Annotated in this window: 13 protein-coding genes and 1 pseudogene; 9 read left to right on the forward strand and 5 right to left on the reverse strand. The window is 64.8% G+C overall.

Annotated elements, in window-relative coordinates:
- The first annotated feature begins 28 nt into the window (after positions 1–28).
- Positions 29–301 (forward strand): hypothetical protein, encoded by a 273-nt coding sequence (locus tag Q5H93_RS13560; protein WP_305007086.1) that lies wholly within the window; start codon positions 29–31, stop codon positions 299–301.
- A gap of 266 nt (positions 302–567) precedes the next feature.
- Here Q5H93_RS13560 and mutM read toward each other — a convergent pair whose 3' ends face one another.
- Both mutM and Q5H93_RS13570 read right to left on the reverse strand, forming a co-directional pair.
- Positions 568–1,458: a DNA-formamidopyrimidine glycosylase gene (gene mutM, locus Q5H93_RS13565; protein WP_305007087.1), complete on the reverse strand. Its 891-nt coding sequence runs from the start codon at positions 1,456–1,458 to the stop codon at positions 568–570.
- Positions 1,459–1,542: 84 nt separating this feature from the next.
- The gene (locus tag Q5H93_RS13570) at positions 1,543–2,487 is read right to left on the reverse strand and encodes a M48 family metalloprotease (protein ID WP_305007088.1); all 945 of its coding nucleotides are present in this window, start codon (positions 2,485–2,487) and stop codon (positions 1,543–1,545) included.
- 369 nt (positions 2,488–2,856) lie between these two features.
- Between Q5H93_RS13570 and Q5H93_RS13575 the strand changes: the two genes are divergently transcribed.
- The 6 genes and pseudogenes from Q5H93_RS13575 (at position 2,857) to Q5H93_RS13595 (ending at position 11,011) form a co-directional block, all read left to right on the forward strand.
- On the forward strand, positions 2,857–3,309 hold the full coding sequence (locus Q5H93_RS13575) for a hypothetical protein (RefSeq protein ID WP_305007089.1): 453 nt from the start codon (positions 2,857–2,859) through the stop codon (positions 3,307–3,309).
- A 39-nt stretch (positions 3,310–3,348) separates the two neighbouring features.
- Positions 3,349–3,867 (forward strand): MOSC domain-containing protein, encoded by a 519-nt coding sequence (locus tag Q5H93_RS13580; RefSeq protein ID WP_305007091.1) that lies wholly within the window; start codon positions 3,349–3,351, stop codon positions 3,865–3,867.
- Positions 3,868–4,122: 255 nt separating this feature from the next.
- On the forward strand, positions 4,123–4,371 hold the full coding sequence (locus Q5H93_RS13585) for a hypothetical protein (protein WP_305007092.1): 249 nt from the start codon (positions 4,123–4,125) through the stop codon (positions 4,369–4,371).
- 234 nt (positions 4,372–4,605) lie between these two features.
- A pseudogene (locus tag Q5H93_RS24295) lies at positions 4,606–5,838 on the forward strand (DUF8693 domain-containing protein); the annotation flags it as partial.
- Positions 5,839–5,940: 102 nt separating this feature from the next.
- On the forward strand, positions 5,941–6,195 hold the full coding sequence (locus tag Q5H93_RS24205) for a T9SS type A sorting domain-containing protein (protein WP_369811021.1): 255 nt from the start codon (positions 5,941–5,943) through the stop codon (positions 6,193–6,195).
- A gap of 211 nt (positions 6,196–6,406) precedes the next feature.
- Positions 6,407–11,011, forward strand: a complete 4,605-nt coding sequence (locus Q5H93_RS13595; protein ID WP_305007095.1) for a DUF4394 domain-containing protein — start codon at positions 6,407–6,409, stop codon at positions 11,009–11,011.
- A gap of 91 nt (positions 11,012–11,102) precedes the next feature.
- Here the strand turns inward: Q5H93_RS13595 and Q5H93_RS13600 are convergent, their stop codons facing one another.
- Together Q5H93_RS13600 and Q5H93_RS13605 are read right to left on the reverse strand one after the other, a co-directional pair.
- The gene (locus tag Q5H93_RS13600) at positions 11,103–12,539 is read right to left on the reverse strand and encodes a T9SS type B sorting domain-containing protein (protein ID WP_305007096.1); all 1,437 of its coding nucleotides are present in this window, start codon (positions 12,537–12,539) and stop codon (positions 11,103–11,105) included.
- A gap of 447 nt (positions 12,540–12,986) precedes the next feature.
- Positions 12,987–14,873, reverse strand: a complete 1,887-nt coding sequence (locus tag Q5H93_RS13605) for a T9SS type A sorting domain-containing protein (protein ID WP_305007098.1) — start codon at positions 14,871–14,873, stop codon at positions 12,987–12,989.
- 427 nt (positions 14,874–15,300) lie between these two features.
- On the opposite strand from Q5H93_RS13605, the gene Q5H93_RS13610 reads away from it, so the two are divergent.
- A complete protein-coding gene (locus Q5H93_RS13610) occupies positions 15,301–18,231 on the forward strand; it encodes a DUF4394 domain-containing protein (protein ID WP_305007099.1) in 2,931 nt (976 codons plus the stop codon).
- A gap of 18 nt (positions 18,232–18,249) precedes the next feature.
- On the opposite strand, the gene Q5H93_RS13615 is transcribed toward Q5H93_RS13610, so the two are convergent.
- Entirely contained in the window at positions 18,250–18,480 is a 231-nt protein-coding gene (locus Q5H93_RS13615) for a hypothetical protein (protein ID WP_305007101.1), read from the reverse strand.
- A 50-nt stretch (positions 18,481–18,530) separates the two neighbouring features.
- Between Q5H93_RS13615 and Q5H93_RS13620 the strand changes: the two genes are divergently transcribed.
- Positions 18,531–24,290 carry a DUF8693 domain-containing protein gene (locus Q5H93_RS13620; protein ID WP_305007102.1) on the forward strand — a complete coding sequence of 1,920 codons (5,760 nt, stop codon included), beginning with the start codon at positions 18,531–18,533 and terminating at the stop codon, positions 24,288–24,290.
- The last annotated feature ends 71 nt before the right edge of the window (positions 24,291–24,361 follow it).

The raw sequence follows: 24,361 nt of genomic DNA on the forward strand, positions 1-24,361 counted from the left end.
GGGTAGAAACCTTGGACTTCAACCAGCTATGATGGAACCGCAGCCTACTCCTCCCGAAAAGAAAAGCCCTACCTGGCCAATTGTCGTCAACCTGGCAATTCTGGTAATGAGCGTTATGGCACTGGGAACGGACGGCATCTTTGGTACCGTTGTCGCCCTAGTGGTCATCAACGTAATAGCTGCCGTTATTCTGGCGCTGTCGAAGGGCAAGATGCACTACGTGCTGGCTTTTATTCTGGCCTGCATGGTTATTCTGTTGATTGGGCTGGGGATGTGCGCCCTGGCAATTATGGGAAATTAGCAGCAGAATACAAAAAGCTGTTGTAGCACATTTTTCATTAAAAATCTATGTCTGAACAACCTGGCTTTGGCAAAATAGTCCGCAACAACCTGCTGTTGGTCGTGGCTGGAGCAGTCGTATTCGGCTTATTGGCCCGGCTGGCGAACCCAGCATTCGCATTTCTGTTTATGCTTGGCTATCTGATTCTGGTACTTATCAATGTAGTGCTAGGCTTCAGCCATATTGGCCGGGGCGCAGCCGCTTATTTCGTGAGTGCGCTGCTGGTACTACTTATCGGCTTTGGCTCCTGCACGGGCATGTTTGCGCTGCTTGGAAGCGGCCCCGGCGTCTAAGGCATCTGGCGCGGGCTGGCACTTGGGGCAGATGTAGGTGGCCCGGCCGCCCACATAATATTTCTCGATTTTTACCTTCGGGTGACGGGGGCAGAACTTGTGCGCCTCGGTGCCGGGCGTGGCCGAAGTGTCCCACTCACGGGCGTGAATGAGAAAGCTGGCCGGGAAGTCGCGGTAATTGGCTTCCTGCTTGATAGCCGTGGCCAGCACCAGCTGAATGGCGCTGTGCAGGGCCTGAAATTCCTTATCGGACAGCGAGACGCCTAGCCGCTCGGGGTGGATTTTGGCTTGGAACAGCACTTCGTCCACAATCCAGTTGCCGAGGCCGGCAGTGATGCTTTGGTCGAGCAGCAGAGGCTTGAGCAGGGTTTTGCGGCGGCCGAGTTTCTGCTGCAGCTCGGCGGCGGTGATGTCGAGAGCATCGGGGCCGAGCTTTTTGGCCTGCTGGTAAGCAGCCACGCTATCGGCCAGGCGGATGCGGCCAAATTTGCGCGGGTCGATGAAGGCCAGGCGTAAGCCGGAATCTTCGAGGTGCAGAGCCACGCGGGTGAAGCGCGGGGCATCGGGGGCGTCGCGGTAGGCGCCCACATCGCCGGTCATGCCGAAGTGCAGCACCAGCACCTGGCCATTATCAAGCTCGAGGAAGCAGTTTTTACCCAGGCGCTTGGTGCCTTTGATGGTGCGACCGGCCAGGGCTGAGCGGAGCTGGTCTGGCGGCGTAGCTAACACGTGCGCGTCGAGCACTTCTAGGGCGGTGATAGTCTGGCCGACGGCCAGCTCGTCGATGAAGCGGCGGTAGGTTTCGACCTCGGGTAATTCGGGCATCGGGGAGGAATTGGGGAAGAAAAAACGTCGGCGCTGGGGCCGACGTTCTTACGGAGTTTGTGGGAGCGCAAGCTAAAGTGGGCGCTACAATTGGTCGTGCAGCCGGGCGACGCGCTTACCAGATTTGTCGTACACGTCGCCGCGCTCGGTGATGAACAGGCGGCGCTGTTGGCTGTCAGTCAGCACAAAGGGAAAGGCTGGACTGCTAGTGCGGCTGAGGCGACCCACCACTTCGGCGCTGTCGGTATCGTCATTCACGCGCAGCACTTTCAGGGCGCTGGTGAGGTAGTAGCGCTGCTCGGGGTTGGCGCTGAAGGTAAGCTGGCCTACCAGCTTCACCGGCTCACCGGCCGAGTTTACGGCTACTACGTCGCCCGCGCTGGCTCCGCGCGTGGAGGCAGTGCGACGGTAAGCGGCGGGCTGGCGCTGGGCGGGCTCGGCGGCTATCACGGCGGGCTCGGCCGAGGGGGCGGCGCTGCGGGTGCTGGCTACAATCTGAGCGTTAGCACGCTGCCAGCCCTGGCCGATGGCCGTCAGGCGCGGGGCGCGGGCGGGGTGGGTGCCGGAGGTGTGGTTGTCGGCCACGCTGGCCATGGCGGCCTGGGCCTGGGCCAGGCTGGCGCCCATCTTGCGCAGCACGAAGCCGGAGAACTCGTCGGCTTCCAGCTCGTCGGCGGGCTGCGAGCCGCCGGCGCGCAGGGTGTGGCCGTTGAGGTGGTGGCCCATCTCGTGGGCCAGGATGCTGATGCCCGCCCAGTCGGTGTGGCCGGCGCGGTTCACGGAGGCCAGAAAATCAGGATTATAGAGCAGGAAGCGTTTGCCATTGTACACCACGGCGGCGGCGTTGTCCACGTCGCGGGTGGCGCGCAGCTCGAAGCGGGCTTTCAGACCTACCACGTCGGTGATTTCGCGAATCACATCGGTGGTGGCCGGGGCGGTTTGGGCGGTGGCCGGCTGGCTCAACAGCAAGGGCATGGCCAGCAGCAGGGGCGCCGTCAGGCGCAGGAAATAGCGGGACAGAAAAACCATGATAGCAAGACGTAAACAAGTGAGGCAACACGCGGCCGGCAGAATGACCGCAGGCAGGCTGGCCAAAGCCGGCCGGAAATAGCACTTAAGTAAGAGTCTTTCTACAATAGGTTTGCTAGTAATTCTGGCCCGTTGATTACTCTGAACGCGGCGGCGACGGTTTCAGTATTCAACTTTGGGGCCAAGGTTATAACGCGCTTCCCATCTTTATCTGCGCTGTAGAAACAACGATTTCCAAGTGCTTACCGTTCCCTGATTCGGCTATCGAAAATCGGCTGTTTGGCTTACTTCTGCCAGGTCAGGCAGCACGCTAATCCGGCGCTGGTGAATAGCTTTACCTTCTAACCTCAAATTTCCTTTTTCTCAGACATGAACCCGGCTCACTTACACCTTATTTTCAATCATGTGCCCATCGTGGGCAGCTTTTTTGCGCTGGTGCTGCTGGGCGTGGGCCTGCTGCGCCGCAACGAAACCCTGACCCGCGCCGGGCTGGTGGCGGTGCTGGCGGCAGCCATTCTGTGCATCCCGGCGCAGCTCACCGGCGAGGGGGCCGAGGAAGTGATTGAAGACCGGCTGAATATCTCGCATCACCTCATCCACGAGCACGAAGAGGCGGCTGAACTAGGCTTCATGGCGCTGGAGCTTACCGGGGCACTGGCGCTGTTTGGGCTGTTGCTGCTGGGCCGCCGCTCGCCCAAAGCCACTCTGGTGGCGGGACTTACGTTGGCGGGCGCGGTAGTGAGCTTCGGGCTATTGGCGCAGGCAGGCAACCTGGGCGGCGAGATTTCGCACCCGGAAGTGCGCACGGTGAAGGCGGAGTAGCACTTGGTTTCGTACTACCCCCCAACCAATCAATATCCCATGCCCTTTCCTTTTTTCGGCGACGACAAATCGACCATCGCCCGCTTGCTCAGCACCTTGCCCCAAACCGGACGGCTGGAATGGATTGGCCTGCGCCCGGCGCGGCGCGAAGCGCTGGTAGCGGTGCCCGAGGCAGAAATCCTGACCGACTCGCACCTGCTCGGCGACCACGCCCGGCCTAAGAAGGGCGGCAAGCGGCAGATTACGCTTATTCAGCAGGAGCACCTGGCGGCGGTGGCCGGCTTCCTGGGGCTGGCTGAGCCGGTGGCACCGGAGCGATTGCGCCGCAACCTGGTTATCAGTGGCCTAAACCTGCTGGCGCTGAAGAACCGGCAGCTACGCATTGGCGACGAGGTGGTGCTGGACATCACCGGCGAGTGCCACCCCTGCTCGCGCATGGAAGAGGAGCTAGGGCCGGGCGGCTACAATGCCATGCGCGGCCACGGCGGCATCACGGCACACATTGCGCAGGGCGGCACCATTCGGGTGGGCGACGTGGTGCGGATGTTGACAAATTAAAGAATAGCAGAGCTAATCAGCAAGCCCCGGTTGCGAGCGCAGCCGGGGCTTCTTCGTGTGGCAGGAGCTGAACTGCTGCCCGAGCAGTCGCGGCTTGTACATTTTACAGTAAATGCGGGGTTCAAACCGTTTGTGATTGGCACTTTACGAAGTTACTGCAACATGTTTTTACTCTAAAGTCGTATGCGGACAGGATGATTAGGCCACAGGCAAGTTAATGCCTGGGGTTGTTAATCTACTCTTTCTTTTCTACTTATGAACAAACTTTTCACGTTGCCGCAACGCTTCCTACTACCGGAAAGCTGGCGGATACTACTGCTGCTGTTGGTGTTGGGCGCCAGCCCGGCCTGGGCCATGACTCCGCTGGCCAATGTGACGGTAGCTCCTAATACTACCCGGACCTTAAGTACTGGTCCGAATGCTTATTACCCCCAAGTAGTCGTTCAGAACCAGGGCCGGGCCATTGTCAACGACGAGGTATTCTTGCAGGACCTGGAAGTGTAGAGCGGCGGTACGCTGCAAGTGAACGTGAATGGCGTTTTGAATGGCTCGGTGTACCGTGACAACGGCACTGGCATTCCGGACGAGTTGCGCACCACTTACCGGCTCCAGGCCGGCGCCATCCTGGAAATAGCGGGTACGCGGGGCGGGCTACCATTTCAGTATTTCACCACCTTCGGCATCGACCAGGGGGTGAGTTACGTCTTCAACGGCACGGCCCCGCAATCGACTAACCCCGTGTTGCCGGGCTCGCCGCTGCAGTCGCTGCCCAGCATCATAACCAATCTCACTATCAACAATCCTACTACCGTTACGCTGGCCGCACCCATCAGCGTAACCGGCGCTTTGCGGCTGCAAAACGGCGTATTCACCCTGGGCGGCCAGCGGCTGACGGTGATTTCGAACGCCCAGCGCACGGGTGCCATTCTGAATACCGGCGGCAGCCTAAGCGGCAATACCGTAACGGTGCAGCGCTACATCAGCCCCAGCCTGAATGCCGGGGTCGGTTACCGGCACTTTAGCTCGCCGGTGCAAAGCGCACCCATCAACGACCTGCGCACCAGCTCATTCACGCCGGTTGAGAACGTGGCCTACAACAGCAACCCCAGCGTCACGCCGTTTCCGAACGTGTTTGCCTACAGCCAAAGCCGGGTGAGCAGCGGCAATACGGTGGCCGACTTCGACCGAGGCTGGCTGTCGCCGGCCTCCACCACCGAGCCCATGCAGCCGGGCCAGGGCTACACCGTGAACATCAGCGGCGGCCAGGTGGTAGACTTCAACGGCGCGCCCAATGCCGGCACCGTGGTGGGCCAGGCCAGCTATGCGCGGGGCACCGGGCCGCAGGCGGGCTGGCATTTGCTGGGCAACCCCTACCCGAGCGCCATCTCGTGGACCGCGCTACCCAAAACCGGCTTTGAGAATGCGGTGTACGTATTTCGCAGCAGCGGGCAATATACCGGGGTATACGCCAGCTACGTGAACGGCGTCAGCAACAACGGGGGCTCGGATACGCTGGCGCTGGGCCAGGGCTTTTTTGCCCGGGTGAGCACGCCCGGCGGCAGCGGCACCCTCAGCTTTGTGGATGCGGCGCGGGTGGTGCCGGCTACGCAGCCGGTGTTTGCCCGGCCCGAGGATGACGAGCGGCCTTTGCTGACGCTGGGTTTGCGCACCGGCAATGCCACCGCTACCAGCCTGCAAACCAGCATTTACTTTGAAAACGGCGCTACCAGTGGCTTTGATGCCGCTTTCGATGCCAGCGCCCTGCCCAGCTCCATCGGCCTGGGACTGGGCACTGAAGTCGGCAATGAGCTGCTGGCCATTAACGGTCAGGCTAACCTGAACGGGAACGATGTGCTGCTGCCGCTGCGCATCACCGCCGCTGCTACCGGTGCCTACTCGCTGACGGTGGATGCTTTGCGCAACCTACCGACCGCCTACCTGCGCGACGCCCAGACCGGTAGCTACACCGAACTGACGGCCACCACCACCGTGCCGGTGCAGGCGGCTGCCGGCCGCTACGCCGTGCTCTTCACCACCCAAAACCGCGTGCTGGCTACGGCCCCGCAGGAGCTGGTGCAGCTTGCGACTCTCTACCCTAACCCGGCTCACGGCACGGCCACGCTGGTGCTGCCCGCTGCTTTGCGCGGCGCCCAGGCTACGCAAGTGCAGGTGCTCGACAACCTCGGACGGCCGGTACTGAGCCGCTCACTGACGGCGGCCGGAGCAGGCACCCTGGAGCTGCCGCTGGGCCAGCTGGTGCCGGGCGTTTACACCGTGCAAGCCAGAACGGCCGTTGGGCTGGTGGCTAAAAAGCTGGTGGTGCAGTAGCCAAATTCCGGTAGATATTATTCTAAAAAGGCCCCGGGCGTGCAGCACGGGGCCTTTTTGTCGTTTTGTGGCATCGTGCGCCAGCGTATAAGTTACACACTATTAATATTAAAAACCGGTTAAAAAACATCCAATCCGACCAGCTAACCCGTAGTTGGCAGCACTGAATTCACACAAGCTTCATCTTTTTCACTAACCCTCCTTTCACCACATGCACACACCCCTACTTCCGCGCCCGACTCTGCGTCGGGGCATTCTTCCGCTCTTGGGTACGGCCGCTGGCCTAGCTATGCTGTTCGGCCCCGTTGGGGCGCAGGCTCAAACGATGTATGGCCTGGGCACGCTCAGCCAAAACGTGACGATGGGTGCCAACCCCTTATTTCCGGCTGGGGCCCCGGCGGGCACGCAGGGCATTTTCACCATCAACCCGGCTAATGGCCAGCCTACTACCCTTACGGCCATTCCGGTAACCGGCGTGGCGGCCGGGCAGCGCCTGGTGGGAATGGACTACCGCCCCAACACCGGCGAGGCCTTCGTGCTGGGCTATGATGCGACAACAGCGGGCACCAACAGTCAGCTGTACACGCTGAACACCAGCACCGGCGCCGTAACGGCTGTGGGCGCGGCCCAGCGCCTGGAGCTGGGCGGCACCAGCGACCGCGTCGGCTTCGACTTCAACCCGACCGTGGACCGCATTCGGGTGGTGAGTACCAGCAATGCCAACTACCGCCTCAACCCCAACAACGGGGCAATTGTGGATTTCGACCCGAATACGGCTGGCACTCAGCCCGACGGCAGCCTAGCCTACGCCGATGGCACGCCTGCCGATGCCAACGTGGGCGCCGTGGCCTACACCAACTCTTACCGCGCCAGCAGCAATACTACGCTGTATGACATTGACGAAGTGGCCGGTATTCTCTCGACCCAAAACCCGCCCAACAACGGCGTGCTGGTGGATGAGAAGACCATAGCCCTGGGCGTCAACCCCTTCGGCAACCCGCTGGCGATGGACATGGACGTATCGTTCTTCACCACGCCGGGCACCAACGAAGCCTTCCTGATGGAAGTGTCGGCGGCCGATATGGACGGCTTGTCTTCTTCGAACCTGTATTCGATAAACCTAGCTACCGGCGCCGCCACGCTACGCGGCAACACGATTCCGGCCTTCGCCGGCACCCCCTTCAACGTGGAGGACATTGCGGTGTCGATTCCGGCGCCGGCGGCCCTCACGGCCGTGACCGGGCAGCTGGTGTACGGCGTCACGGCCTCGAACAACCTGATTACCTTCGATTCCAGCAACCCGAGCATCATTCGCACGGTAGTGGGCATCAGCGGCCTGCCGGCCACGCAGACGCTGGTGGGCACCGACTTCCGCCCCAATACCGGGCAGCTGTTTGGGCTGGGCTATAATGCCGCCGCGGCGGCCGGCGTGGACAACGCCCAACTCTACACCATTAACCTGACAACGGGCGCGGCGACGGCCGTGGGCGCGGCCATTCGCCTGGAGCTGGGCGGCGCGATGGACCACATTGCCTTCGACTTCAACCCGACGGTGGACCGCATCCGGGTGGAGGGCACTTCGGATGCCAACTACCGCCTCAACCCCAACAACGGGGCCATCGTGGATTTTGACCCCAATACGGCCGGCGTGCAGCCCGACGGCAACCTGAACTACGCCGCCGGTGATGCCGGCGCGGGCCAGAACCCCACCGTGGGCACTGGCGCCTACACCAACTCTTTCGTGGGCTCGACGGCCACCGGCCTTTATACCCTCGACCATGCCCTGGGCTACGTGTCGTTCCAGAATCCGCCGAACAACGGCACGCTGACCAACTCGCGCAGCCTCACCGGCGTGAATGGCGCGGGCGTGGGCGGCGCCATCGCTCCCCTTAACGACTTGGATATCTATTACAACGGCACGACTAACACTAACGTACCTTACCTGGTGGCGGCGGCCAGCGCTACACCCAATGCCAGCCGACTGTTCACGCTGAACGCGCTGAGCCCGACCGACAACTCGGCGCAGGTGGCCACCGATGGCGGCGCCATTGGCCTCGGCATCAGCGTGCGCGACATCTCGGTGACGCTAGCGGGCGCATCGGTGCCCAATGCCACAGCAGCCGTGACCGGCCAACTGCTCTATGGCCTGGCCGGCGGCAGCTTGGTTTCGTTTGATTCGGGTGACCCCAGCGTCATTCGCTCGGCGGTGAACTTTGGCGGCGGCATCACCACCGGCCAGACCGTGGTGGGCATCGATTTTCGCCCAGCCAACGGCCAGCTGTACGCCCTGGGCTACAACCCGGCTATTGCCTTCCCGACCAACAACGCGCAACTCTACACCGTGAACCTGACCTCGGGGGCGCTGACGGCCGTCGGCTCGGCCATTTCGCTCAACCTGGGCAGCAGCCTCACGGGCGTGGGCTTCGACTTCAACCCCACCGTGGACCGCATTCGGGTGGTGGCCAGCAACAACGCCAACTACCGTCTCAACCCCAACAACGGCCTCATCGCCTTCACTGACCCCAACCTGAACGGCCAAGCCGGTGCCTACACCGCCACCGCGTACACCAACAGCCAAAGTAATGCGAATACCACGGCCCAGTTTGTGTTTGACTCGACGACCGGAGCTTTCACCCAGGTAACCAACCCTAATGGCGGGGTAGTGAGCGGACCGGTTTACTCGGTAACCGGCACCAGCACCACTACCGGCGGCGACTTCGACATCTACAACACGCCCGGCACCACCACTAACCAGGGCTTCATTGCCACGGCCGCCTCGTCGGCCAGCGCTAATGACAACCTGTACATCGTGGGTGACTTCGGCTCGCCCTTCAACTTCACGGTCAATAACGCCGGCCTCATCGGCCAGGGCACGAACCTGACCGGTCTGGCCGCCTTCCTCAGCGGCGTTACCGGCCTCACCTGGAACGGCAGCGTGAGCACCGACTGGGGCACGGCCGCCAACTGGACGCCCAACATGGTGCCCATGGCCAACAGCGACGTGACCATCCCCAGCGGCACGCCCAACCAGCCCAGCGTGAGCAATGCCCAACAGGCCCGCCTCGTGACCATCAACGCCGGCGCTACGCTGACGCTGGCCAACGGCGGCACCCTGACCACCGGCGGCAACTTCACCAACAACGGCACCGTGACGGGCTCCGGCACCGGCACCCTGGTGCAGAGCGGCACCGGCGTAGTAATCGGCGGCACCGGCCTCTCGACCTTCCCCAACCTGACGACCGGCGCGCTGGCCGCCAGCACCGGCGGCCCGGTGGCCATCCAGCGGGCACTGACTTTGAACGGCAACTTCACCATCGGGGCCGGGCAGCCGTTTACGCTGCTCTCCAGCGCCACGGGCACGGCCTACGTGGTGAATAACGGCAACTCGGCGGTGCTCCTGGGCACGGCCACGGTGCAGCGCTACATCGACCCCAGCCTGAACGCTGGCCTGGGCTACCGCCACTATTCGTCGCCGGTGAGCGGCAACACGGTGGCTGACCTGAGCACCAACGGCTTCGCGCCGGTGGTGAACCCCGCCTACAACAACGCCGCCGAGCCGGGCCTGGTAACGCCCTTCCCGAACGTGTTTGCCTACGACCAGGCCCGCGTGACCACCAACACCGGCACCGGCACCAGCGACTTCGACCGCGGCTACTTCTCGCCCGCCTCGACCGGCGACGCCATGGGCACCGCCCAGGGCTATACCGTGAACATCGGCGCCAGCTCGTTGGTGGACTTCACCGGCACGGCCAACAACGGCCTGAACCCCATCAACGTGACCGGCCTCGGCCGTGGCGCCCTGCCCCAGAGCGGCTGGCACCTGCGCGGCAATCCCTTCCCCTCGCCGCTCAACTGGCAGGCCATGATTGCCAACAACCGCCTCACGGGCATGGAAAGCGCCCTGTACGTGTTTAAATCGAGCGGCCAGTACACGGGCTCCTACGCCAGCTACGTGGCCGGCATCGGCAACAACGGCGGCAGCAGCACGCTGCCGGTAGCCCAGGGCTTCTTCGTTCGCACGGCCGCCGGCCAGACCGGTAGCCTGAGCTTCACCAACTCGGAGCGCCTGACCACCGACCCCGGCACTGCCTTCCAGCGCACCGGCAACGACCCGCGCACCCGCCTGGCCCTCACGCTGGCCAACAACGTGGCCGCCAACCAGACCACGGTGTACTTTGACGCCACCGCCACCAGCGCCTTCGACGCGAACAACGACGCCGCCGCCCTGCCCGCCCCCAACGGCCTGACCCTGGCCACCGAAGCCGGCACCGAGCAAGTAGCCATCAACGGCCTGCCCACGCTGAACGGTTCGGATGTGCTGCTGCCCCTGCACGTGGCCGCCCGCACCGCCGGCACCTACACGCTGAGCGTGAACGAGCTGAACAACCTGCCCAGCAACTACCACGCTTACCTGCGCGATGCCCTCACCGGCACCTTCACCGACCTCTCGGCCACGCCCAGCCTCTCGCTGACGCTGGCCGCTAACGCTCCGGCCGCTGGCCGCTACGCCCTGCTCTTCACCACCCAGGCCCGCGTGCTGGCCACCGCCCCGCAGGAGCTGGCCCAGCTCGTGAGCGTGTACCCCAACCCCGCCCACGGCACCGCCACGCTAGTGCTGCCCGCCGCCCTGCGCGGGGCGCAAGCCACCCAGGTGCAGGTGCTCGATAACACTGGCCGCGTGGTGCTGAGCCGCACCCTGGCCGCCGGTGCCACCGAGGCCCTGCAGCTGCCGCTCGGCGCACTCAACGCCGGTATCTACACGGTGCAAGCTAAAACCGCCGTTGGTCTTGTGGCTAAACGTCTGGTAGTGCAATAAGCTGGCAACTAATTGCGCTTGAATGACAACGGCCCGTTGTCTGGCAGTAGCCAGGCAGCGGGCCGTTTGTTTTAGGCTTGTCGGCCACTCCTCAACGCATGAGGGTGATGGTGCCACGCCGCTGCCGGGGCTGGCCCTGGCAGTCGGTATATTCTAGCAAGTAAAAATACACGCCCCCCGCCGCCCCGGCCCCGTCCCAGCGCGGCAGCGGCCCGGCCGCGTCCGCCACCTGCTGGCCCCAGCGCGCATACACCCGCAGCCGCCCCTGCGCCAGCCCGCTCCCCCGCACGGGCTCAAACCAGTCGTTCAACCCGTCGCCGTTGGGGGTGAAGATGTTCTGCTGCGTGAAGTCCTCCGCCTGTGCGGGCACGTCCACGGTCTGCGTCAGCTGCCGGCCGTCGGCCAGCGTCAGGCGCACGAGGTAGCGGCCGCTGCGGGTGTAGCGGTGGGCCACCCAGCGCCCGGTGGCCGTGTTGGCCGCCCCGCTGCCCGGCTCGCCAAAGTCCCAGCGCAGCCCGGTCCCCAGCCCGGCGCTGCTGGCCCAGAAGCGCACCGAGTCTTCCCCGCAGCCCACTTCGTAGTTCAGCCCCGGTCCGGCGTACAGCATGTTCGTTATCACGTTCGGCAGGTTCCATGATGGAAGGACATCCTGCAAATACGGATAAGCTTCGGGTTCGAGCTGGCAGCCTGGCCCGGCCACGTTGGGATGGCGCACAATGCCCGCCGAATTAAGCGGAATTAAGCCGGTGATGGGGTCCGTGACAGCCCGCAGGTACACGCTTGACAGCCACAGCGTGCTATCAGGAGCCAGTTGCAAGCCTACGCAATTTACGTAATCCGAAATAGGCGAGGTGGCCGCCGGCGTGGGCACCGCTTCCACGCGCGAGACGCGGTAGCGCGTGGCCTCAATGGCCGCCGCCGTGGGCTGGCTCACGTCGTACTGATACAACTCATTCATTCGCAGAGTATTCTGGCTTGGTCCCGCATACTCCGTGGCATACAGCAGCCGCGAGTTGGGCGAAAACGAGAACGAGTATTGCCCCCCCGCCCGCCGGGGCAGCCGCAGTTCGTTGCTGGCCGCGCCCGTGGCCGGGTCGAAGTCGTACAGGCAGATGTTAGGGCTAACGCCGCCCCCGGCCGCTGCCACCCAACCGCCGCTCACCAGTCGCCGCCCATTGGGCGCGGCCTTCAATTCCCCGCCCGCCTCGTCCAGGCCGCTCACGGGCGAGCGCACCGGCTCCGCGCGGAACCCCTGCGGCCCCAGCCGGAAGGCCAGCAGCTCGCGCCCGTCCAGCCCGCGCGTCAGTATCCAGTAGTCGCGCCGGTTGGTGTGGCGCACGGCCGTCAGCTGCGCCCGCCGCACTGAGCGCGTCAGCACCCGGCCTTTCTCCACCACGTCGCCCAGCCCGCCGCGCAGGCGTCCGTCCACCCGCGCCCAGGTCAGGGCCTGCGCCGGTACGCCGTTTTCGGGCGTGCTCTTGGTCCAGTAGAACACATAATACTCCCACTCCTGCGCCGCCGAAGGCACTATACAAGCAGCTTGTTGCTGGGTATTAATTTGCCAGTCGTCATTTCTATCAATATTAACTAACAGACCATTATCCATCATTTCATTATTTCTATCCGAAATACTGACACCACTGGTATAAGCCAGCAATTGCCCCGTAGCTTCGCTCAGGCTAGCAGAGCCATTAACACCTGTGTGAACTCCATTATGACTGTTCCAAAATCTGGCGTTAACTGCTGGTTGAGGTTGGGGATTAAATACTGTTTTTACCTCTGGACCAAAACCATAGCACCACGTCCAGAACTCGCCTTGTGCCCACGCATGAGGCAAGGTTGCAATAAACAAGAGTAGCGTAAGCCATAGCTGGTGTAAGTATCTCATCACAATACGTTGGTAAATAATGAAATAAACGGAACGAATGGGCAAGGCCCATTCGTTCCGAAGCAGGATATACAATGGCGTCGATTCTTATTCTCGCACCAAGCGTTGCGTCACGACGGCCGTGCCATCAAACAGGCGCACCTCGTAGAGCCCTGTCGGCAGGGCCTGCACGTCGAAGTTCGTGATGCCTTCCGCGCTTGACGTCCGGCGCTCGAGCAGCAGCTTGCCTTGCAGGTTGCGCACTTCTATCCCCTGATACCGCTCGGCCCCGCGAGGTTGCACCTGCACTTGCCCGCTCGCCGGATTAGGGTACAACAGCTGGGCCTCGGGCTGCGCGGCCGACAGGCCGGTGGAATTGGCGCCCCGGCAGTTACCGCCGAGGAATTTTTGCACATACACGTGGACGGTACAGGTCGTGTAGCCCGACGAGCCAGGGCCCGTAGCGGGCGGGCAGGGGCTGGTGATGAGCAGGTCCATGTCAAACTCGACCTTGTTGCTGTTACCGACCGTCAGCGGCCGGCCGGTGCTCGTGGGGCTGCTGCCGCTGCCGAGCGTTACGCTGGTGCCGCTCGGCGTAATGTTGTAGGGATTTTGGGTGATATAGTAGCTCTGCCCCGGTACCCCATCGAACAGCAACGTGGCCAGGCTGGCATTGCAGGCCGACGTACGAACTGCCGTTACAGTCGGGCAGGTGGCGGCGATGTTTCCCGTTTGAAAGGTCTTGGATAGTGCAGGTCCCGGCCCTGCGCACTCCGAAAGCCTAGCCTGAACACTCACCGTGAAATCGCCAGCATTGGGGGTGATTATGGCTCGGGAAGTAGCCGCATCCCAATTGCTGACACCGTTATTAGCCCCCGAAAAGAAAGCGCCAGCAGTATTGTTAACATTTGATATGACGAAGCGGTACTCCATTCCCGGAGCTGCACCAGAAAAGTCTACTGTAATAGCCTTAGCAGCAGGCGACGGGCACGACCCCGAAAGCTGCAAGCTCGTCGGTGTTCCCGGTGCCCGCTGCACCGGTTTTGAAATGTTACGCGAGGCGCTGAGCGTGGTGCCGCAGGGGCTGTTGGACGTCACTGGCGTCACAGTCACGTTGACGTTAAAGGTAGTAGTCGGCACATTAGCCAAGCTCAGTGTGGCCGAGGTGCCCGAGATGTTGGAGACGGTGGCCCCGCCGCTGGCCGTCACGTTGTAGCTGGTGGCCCCCGTCACGGCTCCCCAGTTGATGGTATACGTCTGATTTCGGCAGTAATCGGTGGGATTACCGGCAATGGACAGGGTCGGAACGCGGCGGTTGTAATAGACGATTTCAATCTCATCGTCCTCGTCTACTTCCCAGAAGCCGCACGAATACCCCGTGCATTCAATCTCTAGCTTCGTGAACAGTTCCCCTGCCTGCGCATTATTGATGGGTGGATTCAGGCAGCCGGGATTGGGATACGGCACAGGCGAGAAGGTGGTGTTGCCCCCGGCCTGCGTGGCCTGCCAGTTGGTAGGGGTGCCAGTGCCGGGCATACGGTCATAGAGGTAAAACCGAACCTTTGAGTAGGTGCTGTTATTGGTATCCTGCCACTGCTCGGTATACGTATTGCCAGATTCGGTGAAATAACGCACTGTCCAGATGAAGCTAGGGCGGGCACGGCAAGATGAAGTACCCGCGTTGCCCAAGCATTCAGTCGACGTAAACTCAAACTGATAAGGCTGGCTGGCAATGCCGCCCGTAAGTGGGTCTACCACATTGGGGCAAAGCGGAAAAGAATTGAGACGGTAGTTGGTTTGATTGTCGGGCACTTGTCCGCGAAATCGAATTTCGTCGAGGCCGCTGGCTACCCGGCTGGTCCGTACGCTGGCGGGCATTTGACCGGGGGTAGCTGGCCGTAGCTCCTGCCCCAACAGGCGCTGCGAAAACAGGGTTAGTAATAAGCTGAGCACCCAGAGGGAGCGCTGCCTGGTAGGGTAATGACGATGAGTCATAAGAGAAAAGGGTTTGGTGAGTGACAAAAGCAGACCTTCACCCAAGCCGAAAAAAGGAAACTTCGGCTGTTTTTACGACCATACTTTTACTAGCAAAAAATAGAACTTAACCAATCAAGCTTACAAAACAGGCCTGACAACAAGCACAATGCAAAAGATACTCGCTCAACTTTTTTTTGCAAAAAGACACCTGATTTATGACATTAGACAATTTAAATCCAACTAAACAATAACCAAATCAAGCCTCACTACGCTCAATGTCAGTACATTGATTTTTAACGTCATCACAAAATTGCCTGGATTGTCCATCCTTATCGGCCGTATTTTCGTAGGCCAAACTGGCAACGCTCAGAAATCAAGCTGTGTGCGGCGCGGCGTCGCTTCACGGCTGTGGAGCTAAAATTTATCTTCCCCTCTTCCCCATACTATGTACCTATCCTTACTTACCCCGTCGGCAACGTGTCGCCGATGGGCAATAGCCCTGCTGGCCGCGACGCTTCTGCTGGCTACCGCAAGCTCGCAGGCCCAGACCATTTACGGCCTGGGCACCATCACGGGCTCCAACTTTCGCAACGAGCCCGTGGGTAGCCAGGGGCTCATTCTGATTAACCCGACCACCGGCGCCGCCCAAACCCTGGCTCCCGTGCGCCTGACCGGCGTGACGGCCGGCCAGACGCTGGTGGGCATCGACTTCCGGCCCGCCGACAACCTGCTCTACGGCTTGGGCTACGATGCCGCGCTGGCCGGCCCGGCCAACAACGCCCAGGTGTACCTCGTGAACCCCGGCACCAACGTGGCGACGCCCGTCGGCTCGGCCATCCGCCTGGAGCTGGGCACCACCACCGACGGCATCGGCTTCGACTTCAACCCCACCGTGGACCGCATTCGGGTGGTGAGTGCTAACGACGCCAACTACCGCCTCAACCCGGTGACGGGCGGTATCGTGGATGCTGACCCGGTTACCGCCGGTATTCAGGCAGATGGCAACCTGAGCTACAGCGGCGGCAGCCCGGCCAATCCCGGTGTGGGCACGGCGGCGTACACCAACTCGTTTGTGGGCAGCGCCAGCACCACGCTGTATGATATTGATTACATAAACGGCGGCATCCTGTCGATTCAGAATCCGCCTAATCTGGGCACGCTCAACACCCAGAGCACCTTGCAGCTGGTGGTGACGGGCGGCAGCTCGCCGGGCACCTACACGGTGGGAGCGGTGCGGCACCTGGGGCTGGACATCTACTACAACCCCAACGACAACACCAACGTGGGCTACTTCACGCTGGTATCGCCACCGCGTGCGGTGTTTGGCGGCACCTCGCGGGCCAGCGACACCTACCGCCTCGACCTGAGCACCGGCGTGGCAACGCAGCTCGCCAATACCGTACCCGCCAGCTCATTCATCAACCTCGAAATCCGAGACCTGGCCATAGCGCTGGCCCCTATCCCCGACCTGACCTGGAACGGCAGCACCAGCACCGACTGGCGCACGGCTGCCAACTGGACGCCCGCCCTCGTGCCCGGCCCGGCCAACAACGTGACAATTCCCGGCGGCACGCCCTTCCAGCCCACCATCAACCAGGCCCAGCAAACCAACGCTTTTACCCTGAGCAGCGGCGCTACGCTCACCCTGCCCAGCAACGGCTACCTCGTGGTGGGCGGCGACTTCATCAACAACGGCACCTTCAACAGCAGCGGTACCGGCACGGTGGTGATGAACCTGAATGTAAACCAGGTGATTGGCGGCAGCTCGGCCACTCAGTTCGAAAACCTGATTATCGGCACCGGCAACGCCACGCTGGCAACCTCGGCCTCGCTGGCCGGGCCGGCCTCGGTGCACGGCCTGCTCACGCTGGCCGGCGGCAACCTGACGGTGACGGGCCAGACCTTTACGCTGCTCTCCGACGCCGCCGGCACGGCCATGGTGTATAACGCGGGCAGCGGCGTGGTAAACGGCCCCGTGACGGTGCAGCGCTACATCGCGCCCAACCTGAACGGCGGCCCCGGCTACCGCCACTACTCGCCCCCGGTGAGCGGCAGCACGGTGGCCGACCTGAGCACCGCCGGCTTCGTGCCGGTGCTGAATACGGCCTACAACTCGGCCGCCCAGCCGGGGCTGGTGACGCCCTTCCCGAACGTATTCAGCTACGACCAGGGCCGCGTGGGCACGGTCACGAGCGACTACAACTTCTTTGACCAGGGCTGGCAGTCGCCCGGCGGCACCGGCGATGCGCTCAACGTGACGCAGGGCTACACGGTCAACATCAACGCCGCGGCCAAGGTCGATTTTGTAGGCCCGCTCAACAACGGCCCCTACACCGCCAGCGGCCTGGGCCGCGGCAGCAACGGCGCCGCCGGCTGGCACCTGCGCGGCAACCCCTACCCCGCCCCGCTCGACTGGCAGCTCATCATCAACAACGGCGGCCTGAGCAGCATCGACCCGGCCCTGTACGTGTACAAATCGAGCGGCCAGTACACCGGCTCCTTCGCCAGCTACATCAATGGCATGGGCACCAACGGCGGCACCAACCTGCTGCCGTCGGCCCAGGCTTTCTTCGTGCGCACCAGCGCCGTGGGCGCCAGCGGCAGCATCAACTTCACCAATAACGAGCGCCTGACCACCTACGCCAACCCCGCCTTCCAGCGCTCCGCCGCCGACCTGCGCCCGCAACTCACGCTGTCGCTGAACAGCGCCAGCGCCAGCACCCAAACCGTGGCCTACTTCCAGCAAGGCGCCACGGCCGCCTTCGATGCGCAGTTCGATGCCGCCTACCTGCCCAACCTCAACGGCCTGACCCTGGCCACCGAAGCCGGCGCCGAGCCACTAGCCATCAACGGCCTCCCCGCCCTCACCGGCCAGAACGAGCTGCTGCCGCTACGCCTCGCCGCCGCCCCGGGCAGCTACATCCTGCACGTCGATGCCCTGCGCAACCTACCTACGGGCTACCACGCCTACCTGCGCGACGCCCTCACCGGCACCTTCACCGACCTGGCTGCCACGCCCAGCCTCCCGCTGACGCTGGCCGCTAACGCTCCGGCCGCTGGCCGCTACGCCCTGCTCTTCACCACCCAGGCCCGCGTGCTGGCCACCGCCCCGCAGGAGCTGGCCCAGCTCGTGAGCGTGTACCCCAACCCCGCTCACGGCACGGCCACGCTGGTGCTGCCCGCCGCCCTGCGCGGCGCCCAGGCCACCCAGGTGCAGGTGCTCGACAACCTCGGCCGCGTGGTGCTCACCCGCACCCTGGCTGCGGGCGCCACCGAGGCCCTGCAGCTGCCGCTCGGTACGCTCAATGCCGGCATCTACACCGTGCAGGCCCGCACGGCCGTCGGCCTTGTGGCCAAACGTCTAGTGGTGCAGTAGGCAGCCAGCTGTTGCTGCTTAGAAGTAAAAAGCTCCTGCCGTATCGGCAGGAGCTTTTTGTTTGTCCGGAGTCTTTGCTTTACGATTTTGGGCCGCACTAAAATCGTAAAGCAAAACGCGGCGGGATTTTGCTCTCCGTTTTCGAGCATTGCCAAAATCGTAGAGCAAAATTTCCGCCCCTCGCATACCCTCTACGCACTTTTCCGGGCCGCTGCCGACATTACAGGAGGCCAAAATGGTAGCAGCCAAGCAGAAATTACCGACCTTTGCGGTTCGATTTATTTCTAACTTATTCGCAAATGGTGGGTCCTGCTACGGTAAAAGCCAGCAGGCTGCAACGACTGGTTGTAGTCTTATTACTAACTCTATTACATGCCACGGCCAGCCGGGCCCAGCTGCCGGCGGCGCCAGCCAGCGGGCCGGCGCGGCGCGACGCGGGCATCGGCAACGATAAATGGTCGGACCTGTTTGGCCTGCCCGGCCTCAACTACGTGGTGTCGGCGCTGGCCTACCTGCCCTCCGGCGACCTCGTGGTGGCGGGCCCCTTCTACGACGCCGGAGGCAACGCTGAGGCCGATAACGTGGCCCGCTGGGACGGCAGCCGCTGGCAGGCCCTGGGCAAGGGCCTCAGCCGCGCCCCCTCGGTGCTGCTGCTGGCGCCCAACGGCGACCTCTACGCCGGCGGTGACTTTCTCGATGCCGGCGGCGACCCCACCGCCGACTACCTCGCCCGCTGGGATGGCACGCGCTGGCATAAAGTAGCCGCCGGCCTCAACGGCGCGGTGCGCGCCATGGCTTTCGATGCCAGCGGCGACCTGCTGGTGGCCGGCTCCTTCACCGACGCCGGCGGCAACGCCAACGCCGACGGCATTGCCCGCTGGGATGGCAGCGCCTGGCAGGCTTTCGGCCCCGGCATCAACGGGCCGGTGTACGGCCTGGGCGTGGGGGCCAACGGCAACGTGTACATCGCCGGGGCCTTCCTCAACGTGGGCGGCAACACCAGCGTGCAGCGCGTAGCCCGCTGGGATGGCAGCGCCTGGCGCGCCATGGGCGCCCCCATGAACGGCTACACCGACCACCTTGCCATGCTGCCCAACGGCGACGTGGTGGTGGCCGGCAACTTCACCAACCTGGGCGGCAACCCCACCGCCGACTACCTGGCCCGCTGGAACGGCACCAACTGGCAGGGCTTCGGCAATAACTTCACGCTCAGCAGCGCTTTCGAAACCATTAACACGCTGTTTGTGGACCCCAGCGGCAATCTGCTGGTGGGCGGCTCGCTGCTCAACGTGGGCGGCAACGCGGCGGCCGACTACCTGGCCCGCTGGAACGGCACGAGCTGGCAGGCCGTGGGCCCCTCGCTGGGCGACGGCGTCAATGCCATTGTGGTGGCCCCCAACGGCGACTACGTGGTGGGCGGCTACTTTGAAACCGCCGGCAGCAATGCCCACGCCGCCTATCTGGCCCGGCTGGCGGGCGGCGCCTGGGTAGGCTTCGAAGACCCCACGCGCATGGGCCTGCTCGGCGGGGCGGCGGCCGTGGTGGCCGCCCCGGGCGGCGGCTTCTTCGTGAGCGGAGCCTTCATCGACGCCGGCGGCAACCCCAACGCCGACTACGTGGCCCGCTGGGACGGCACCACCTGGCAGCCCCTGGGCCCGGGCCTCAACGGCACGCCGGCGGCCCTGCTCATCCTGCCCAACGGCGACCTGCTGGCCGGCGGCGGCTTCACCAACGCCGGCGGCAACCCCAACGCCGACTACCTGGCCCGCTGGGATGGCACGAGCTGGCACGCCTTCGGCACCATCCTCAACGGCAACGTAACTTCGCTGGCCCTGGCCCCCAACGGCGACGTCATTGCCAGCGGCTTCTTCAGCAACGCGGGCGGCAACCCCCTTGCCCACCGCCTGGCCCGCTGGAACGGCACCGTCTGGCAGCCCCTGGGCCGGGGCGTGTCTAACCCCGCCCTGGCTTTGGCGGTGGCGGCCAATGGCGACGTCATCGTGGGCGGCAACCTGATGTTTGAGGGCAGCCCCACCAGCCAGAGCTACCTGGGCCGCTGGGACGGCACTGCCTGGCAGCGCTACCCCGACCGCATCGGCCCCGTGCAGGCCCTGGCCTTCCTGCCCAACGGCGACCTGCTGGTGGGCTCCGGCATTATGTCGGGCCCGGCCAACCCCACAGGCATGGCCCGCTGGAACGGCACCGCCTGGCAGCCCATGGGCACCGCCCTAACGGGCTCGGTGTACACCATCCGGGTTTTCGGGCAGAACGACATTGCCATCGGCGGCCAGGTAGGCTGGCCCGGCAACCTGAACGTGAGCGGCGGCCTGGTGCACTGGGACGGCGCCGGCACGTTCCGCTCCTACGGCAGCAGCCTGGAAATCGGCGTGTACGGCATCGACCGCTCGGCCGATGGCCTGCTGGCCGCCGCGGGCCGCTTCCGGATGCTCAACGACGGCAGCAAGCCCAGCGTGAGCTTCGGGCTCTACCGCGACATTCCGCCGCCCGTCATCACCAGCTTCACGCCCGGCACGGCCGCGGCCGGCAGCAGCGTCATCATTCGCGGCAGCGGCTTCACCGGCACCACGCAGGTGGCCTTTGGGGCGGTGGCCGCCCCGGGCTTCGTGGTTACCTCCGACTCGGTGCTGACGGTGAGCGTGCCGCCCGCCGCCCTCAGCGGCCTGCTGTCGGTGACCACGGCGGGCGGCACGGGCGTGGCCCCCAGCTATTTTGTGGTGCCCGCGCCGTGCGTGGCCACCGTCAGCGTGACGGCCGGCGGCCCCACGGCCCTGCCGCCGGGCGGCAGCGTGGTACTCACGGCCACGGCCACCACGCCGGCGTTCAGCACCGGGGCGGGCTTCGATACGGCGGCCGGCAGCGAGGTGCGGGCCGTGGTGGCCCTGCCCACCGGCCAGGTGCTGGCCGGCGGCAGCTTCAGTACCTACCGGAGCCAAGCCAGCGCCCCCGACAACCTGCTGCGCCTGCAGCCCGACGGCAGCCCCGACCCCACGTTTAATGCCGGGGGCAGCGGCTTCACGGGCGCCGTGAATGCCCTGGCGGCCCTGCCCGACGGCACCACGCTGGTTGGCGGCGCCTTCACCAGCTACAACGGCACGGTGCTGAGCACACCCTACCTGGTGCGCCTGCTGGCCGATGGCCGCCTCGACCCCACCTTTAATGCCGGGGGCCTCGGGCTGGATGCGCCGGTGCGCGCCCTGGCCGCGATGCCCGACGGCCGCGTGGTGGTGGCCGGCGACTTCAGCCGCTACAACGACCGGCCCATGGGCCGCGTCCTGCGGCTGCTGCCCTCCGGCGCCCTCGACCCCAGCTTCAACGATGGCTACGTGGGCTTCGAGGACGGCAGCATCTACGCCGTGCTGGTGCAGCCCGACGGTCGCATTGTGCTCGGCACCAGCGGCCAGACGCGCTACAACAGCGCCGCCGCGCCCGTGGGTTTGCTCCGCCTGACGCCCGACGGCGGCCTCGACCCGCTGTTCAGCTTCAGCTCGACGCCGGGCTTTGGCACCAGCAGCCGCATCTACGCCCTGGGGCTGCTGCCCAACGGCAAGCTGATGGTGGGCGGCATGTTCACCAGCTTCCACGGCATCACCAATATTCCCGCCAATCTGATTCGCGTACAGCCCTACGGGGTCACCGATTTCACCTTCAACATCAATGCCGCCGGCTTCAATGGCCCGGTGTCGGCCCTGACCCTGCAGCCCGACGGCAACATGGTGGTAGCTGGCAACTTCACCAGCTACAACGGCAACGCCGCCGCGCCCGACCACCTGCTGCGCCTCACGCCCACGGCGGCGCTCGATGCCAGCTTCGGCGGCTTCGATGGCCCGGTGCGGGCCCTGGCCCTGACGGGCGACGGCAGCGTGCTGGCCGGGGGCAGCTTCGGCAGCTACGCCGGCGCCGCCGCGCCCGCCCACCTGGCAGCCCTGAGCGCCAGCGGCGGGCTTAACAGCACGACGACTACCCTGTCTGGTGCCAGCTTTGTCTGGAGCACGGGCAGCACCGCCAACCCGCTCACCGTAAGCAGCGCGGGCAGCTACTCGGCCAGCCTCAGCGGCTGCAGCGGCGCGGCCGGGCCGGTGGTGGTAACCGCGGCCGCCGCCCTCGGCGACCTGGTGGTAAGCACGCCCCAGACCGTGACGGGCTCCTACAACAACGTGACCGTGACCGGCACCGGCGCGGCCACCTTGGGCGGCCCGCTCGACGTGGCCGGCACCCTCACGGTGGCCAGCGGCGGCAGCCTGCTCACCGCCTGCCAGCCCCTCACCGGCCCCGGCAGCTTCGTGCTCGAAGCCGGCGCCACGCTCGGCATCTGCGACCCGGCCGGCATCACGCGCAGCGGCCCCAGCGGTTCGGTGCAGCTCACCGGCACCCGCACTTTCTCCGACGATGCCTACTACCGCTACCTGGCTTCCAGTGCCCAGGTAACCGGCGACGGCCTGCCCGCCCTGGTGCGCGAGCTGCAGGTGAATACCAGCGCCGGCAACCTCACCCTGACCAATGACCTTGACCTGCGCGAGGCCCTGCGCTTCGTCAGCGGCGACCTCGACCTGGGCGGGCACACGGCCACGCTGCGGTCGGGCCCGGCGGGCACCGCCCTCATCGACAACACCGGCGGCCGGGTGCTCAACAACACCGGCACCTGCCGGATGCAGTGCTACCTCAACCCCGCCCGCAACGCCGGCCTGGGCTACCGCCACCTCAACGCCTGCGTGGCCGGCATGACGGCCGCCGAACTGCGGGTGGGCAGCACTGCCCCGGTGCTCACCGCCGCCTACAACACCTCGGCCACGCCGGGCCTGGTCACGCCGTTCCCGACGCTCTTTAGCTACGACCAAACCCGGCTGACGACCAGCACCAGCAACTACTCGGACTTCGACAAGGGCTGGGTGGTACCCACGGCCGGCACGGCGCTGCAGCCCTTCGTGGGCTACGCGGCCATGCTGCCGGGCGCGGCTACGGTCACGTTCAGCGGCACGGCCTTCGCCTCCGGCGCCAGCAGCAGCAGCTTCGCCCGGGGCCCACAGGCCGAGGCCGGCTGGCAGCTGGTTGGCAACCCCTACCCTTCGCCCTTCGACCTGAGCGTGCCCAATACCTTCTTGCGCACCAACGTGGATGCGGCGGCCTACGTGTACGAAAGCACGGCCCAGTACGCCGGCCAGTACCGGGCCTACGTCAACGGCCTGGGCACCGGCACCAGCAACCCGGTGCTGCCCGCTGGCCAGGGCTTTTTTGTGCGCGTGACCACGGCCGGCCAGCCGGCCAGCATTGCCGTCACGCCGGCGGGCCGGGGCACCGTGTTTGCCGGTCAGCCGGCCCTGTACCGCAGCGCCCCCGATGCCCGCCCCCGCGTGCGGCTAACCCTGGCGCCCGCCGCCCCCGCCCCGGCCGACGAAGTGCTGGTGTATGCCCAGGCCGGCGCCACCCCGGCCGCCGATGCCGAGTTCGACGCCCACAAGCTGCCCAACCCCGGCAACGCCTCGGTGTATGCCCTGGCCGCTACCGGCGAGGCCCTTGCCATCCAGGGCCTGCCCGGGCTCACGGCCGGCACCACCGTGCCCCTGGCCGTAGCGCTGACGGCCCCCGGCCCGGCCACGCTCACCGCCACGCTCCACCACCTGCCCGCCGGCCTCAGCGCCTTCCTCACCGATGCCGTCACCGGCACCAGCCAGGATTTGAGCCTGAACCCCAGCTATTCTTTCACGGCCACCACCGGGCCGGCCGGCCGCTTCGCCCTGGTTTTCGGCCCGGCCAATGGCCCGCTGGGCACGGCCCTCGCCCAGCTGCGGGCCAGCGTCGCGCTGTTCCCCAACCCCGCCCACGCCACGGCTACCCTGGTGCTGCCCCAGGCCCTGCGCGGCGCTCAGGCCACCCCGGTGCAGGTGCTCGACAACCTCGGCCGCGTGGTGCTGACCCGCACCCTGGCCGCTGGCGCCACTGAGGCCCTGCAATTGCCCGTCGGCAACCTGGCCCCCGGCATCTACACCGTGCAGGCCCGCACGGCCGTCGGCCTTGTGGCCAAGCGCCTCGTGGTGCAGTAGACCTTCAGGTAGCAGCTATTTTAGTGGCTGCTTACTAACAGGGTTTTGACCTTTGGTATTGCTAATATCTG

This window comes from Hymenobacter aranciens, assembly GCF_030580865.1.
Lineage (GTDB): Bacteria > Bacteroidota > Bacteroidia > Cytophagales > Hymenobacteraceae > Hymenobacter > Hymenobacter aranciens.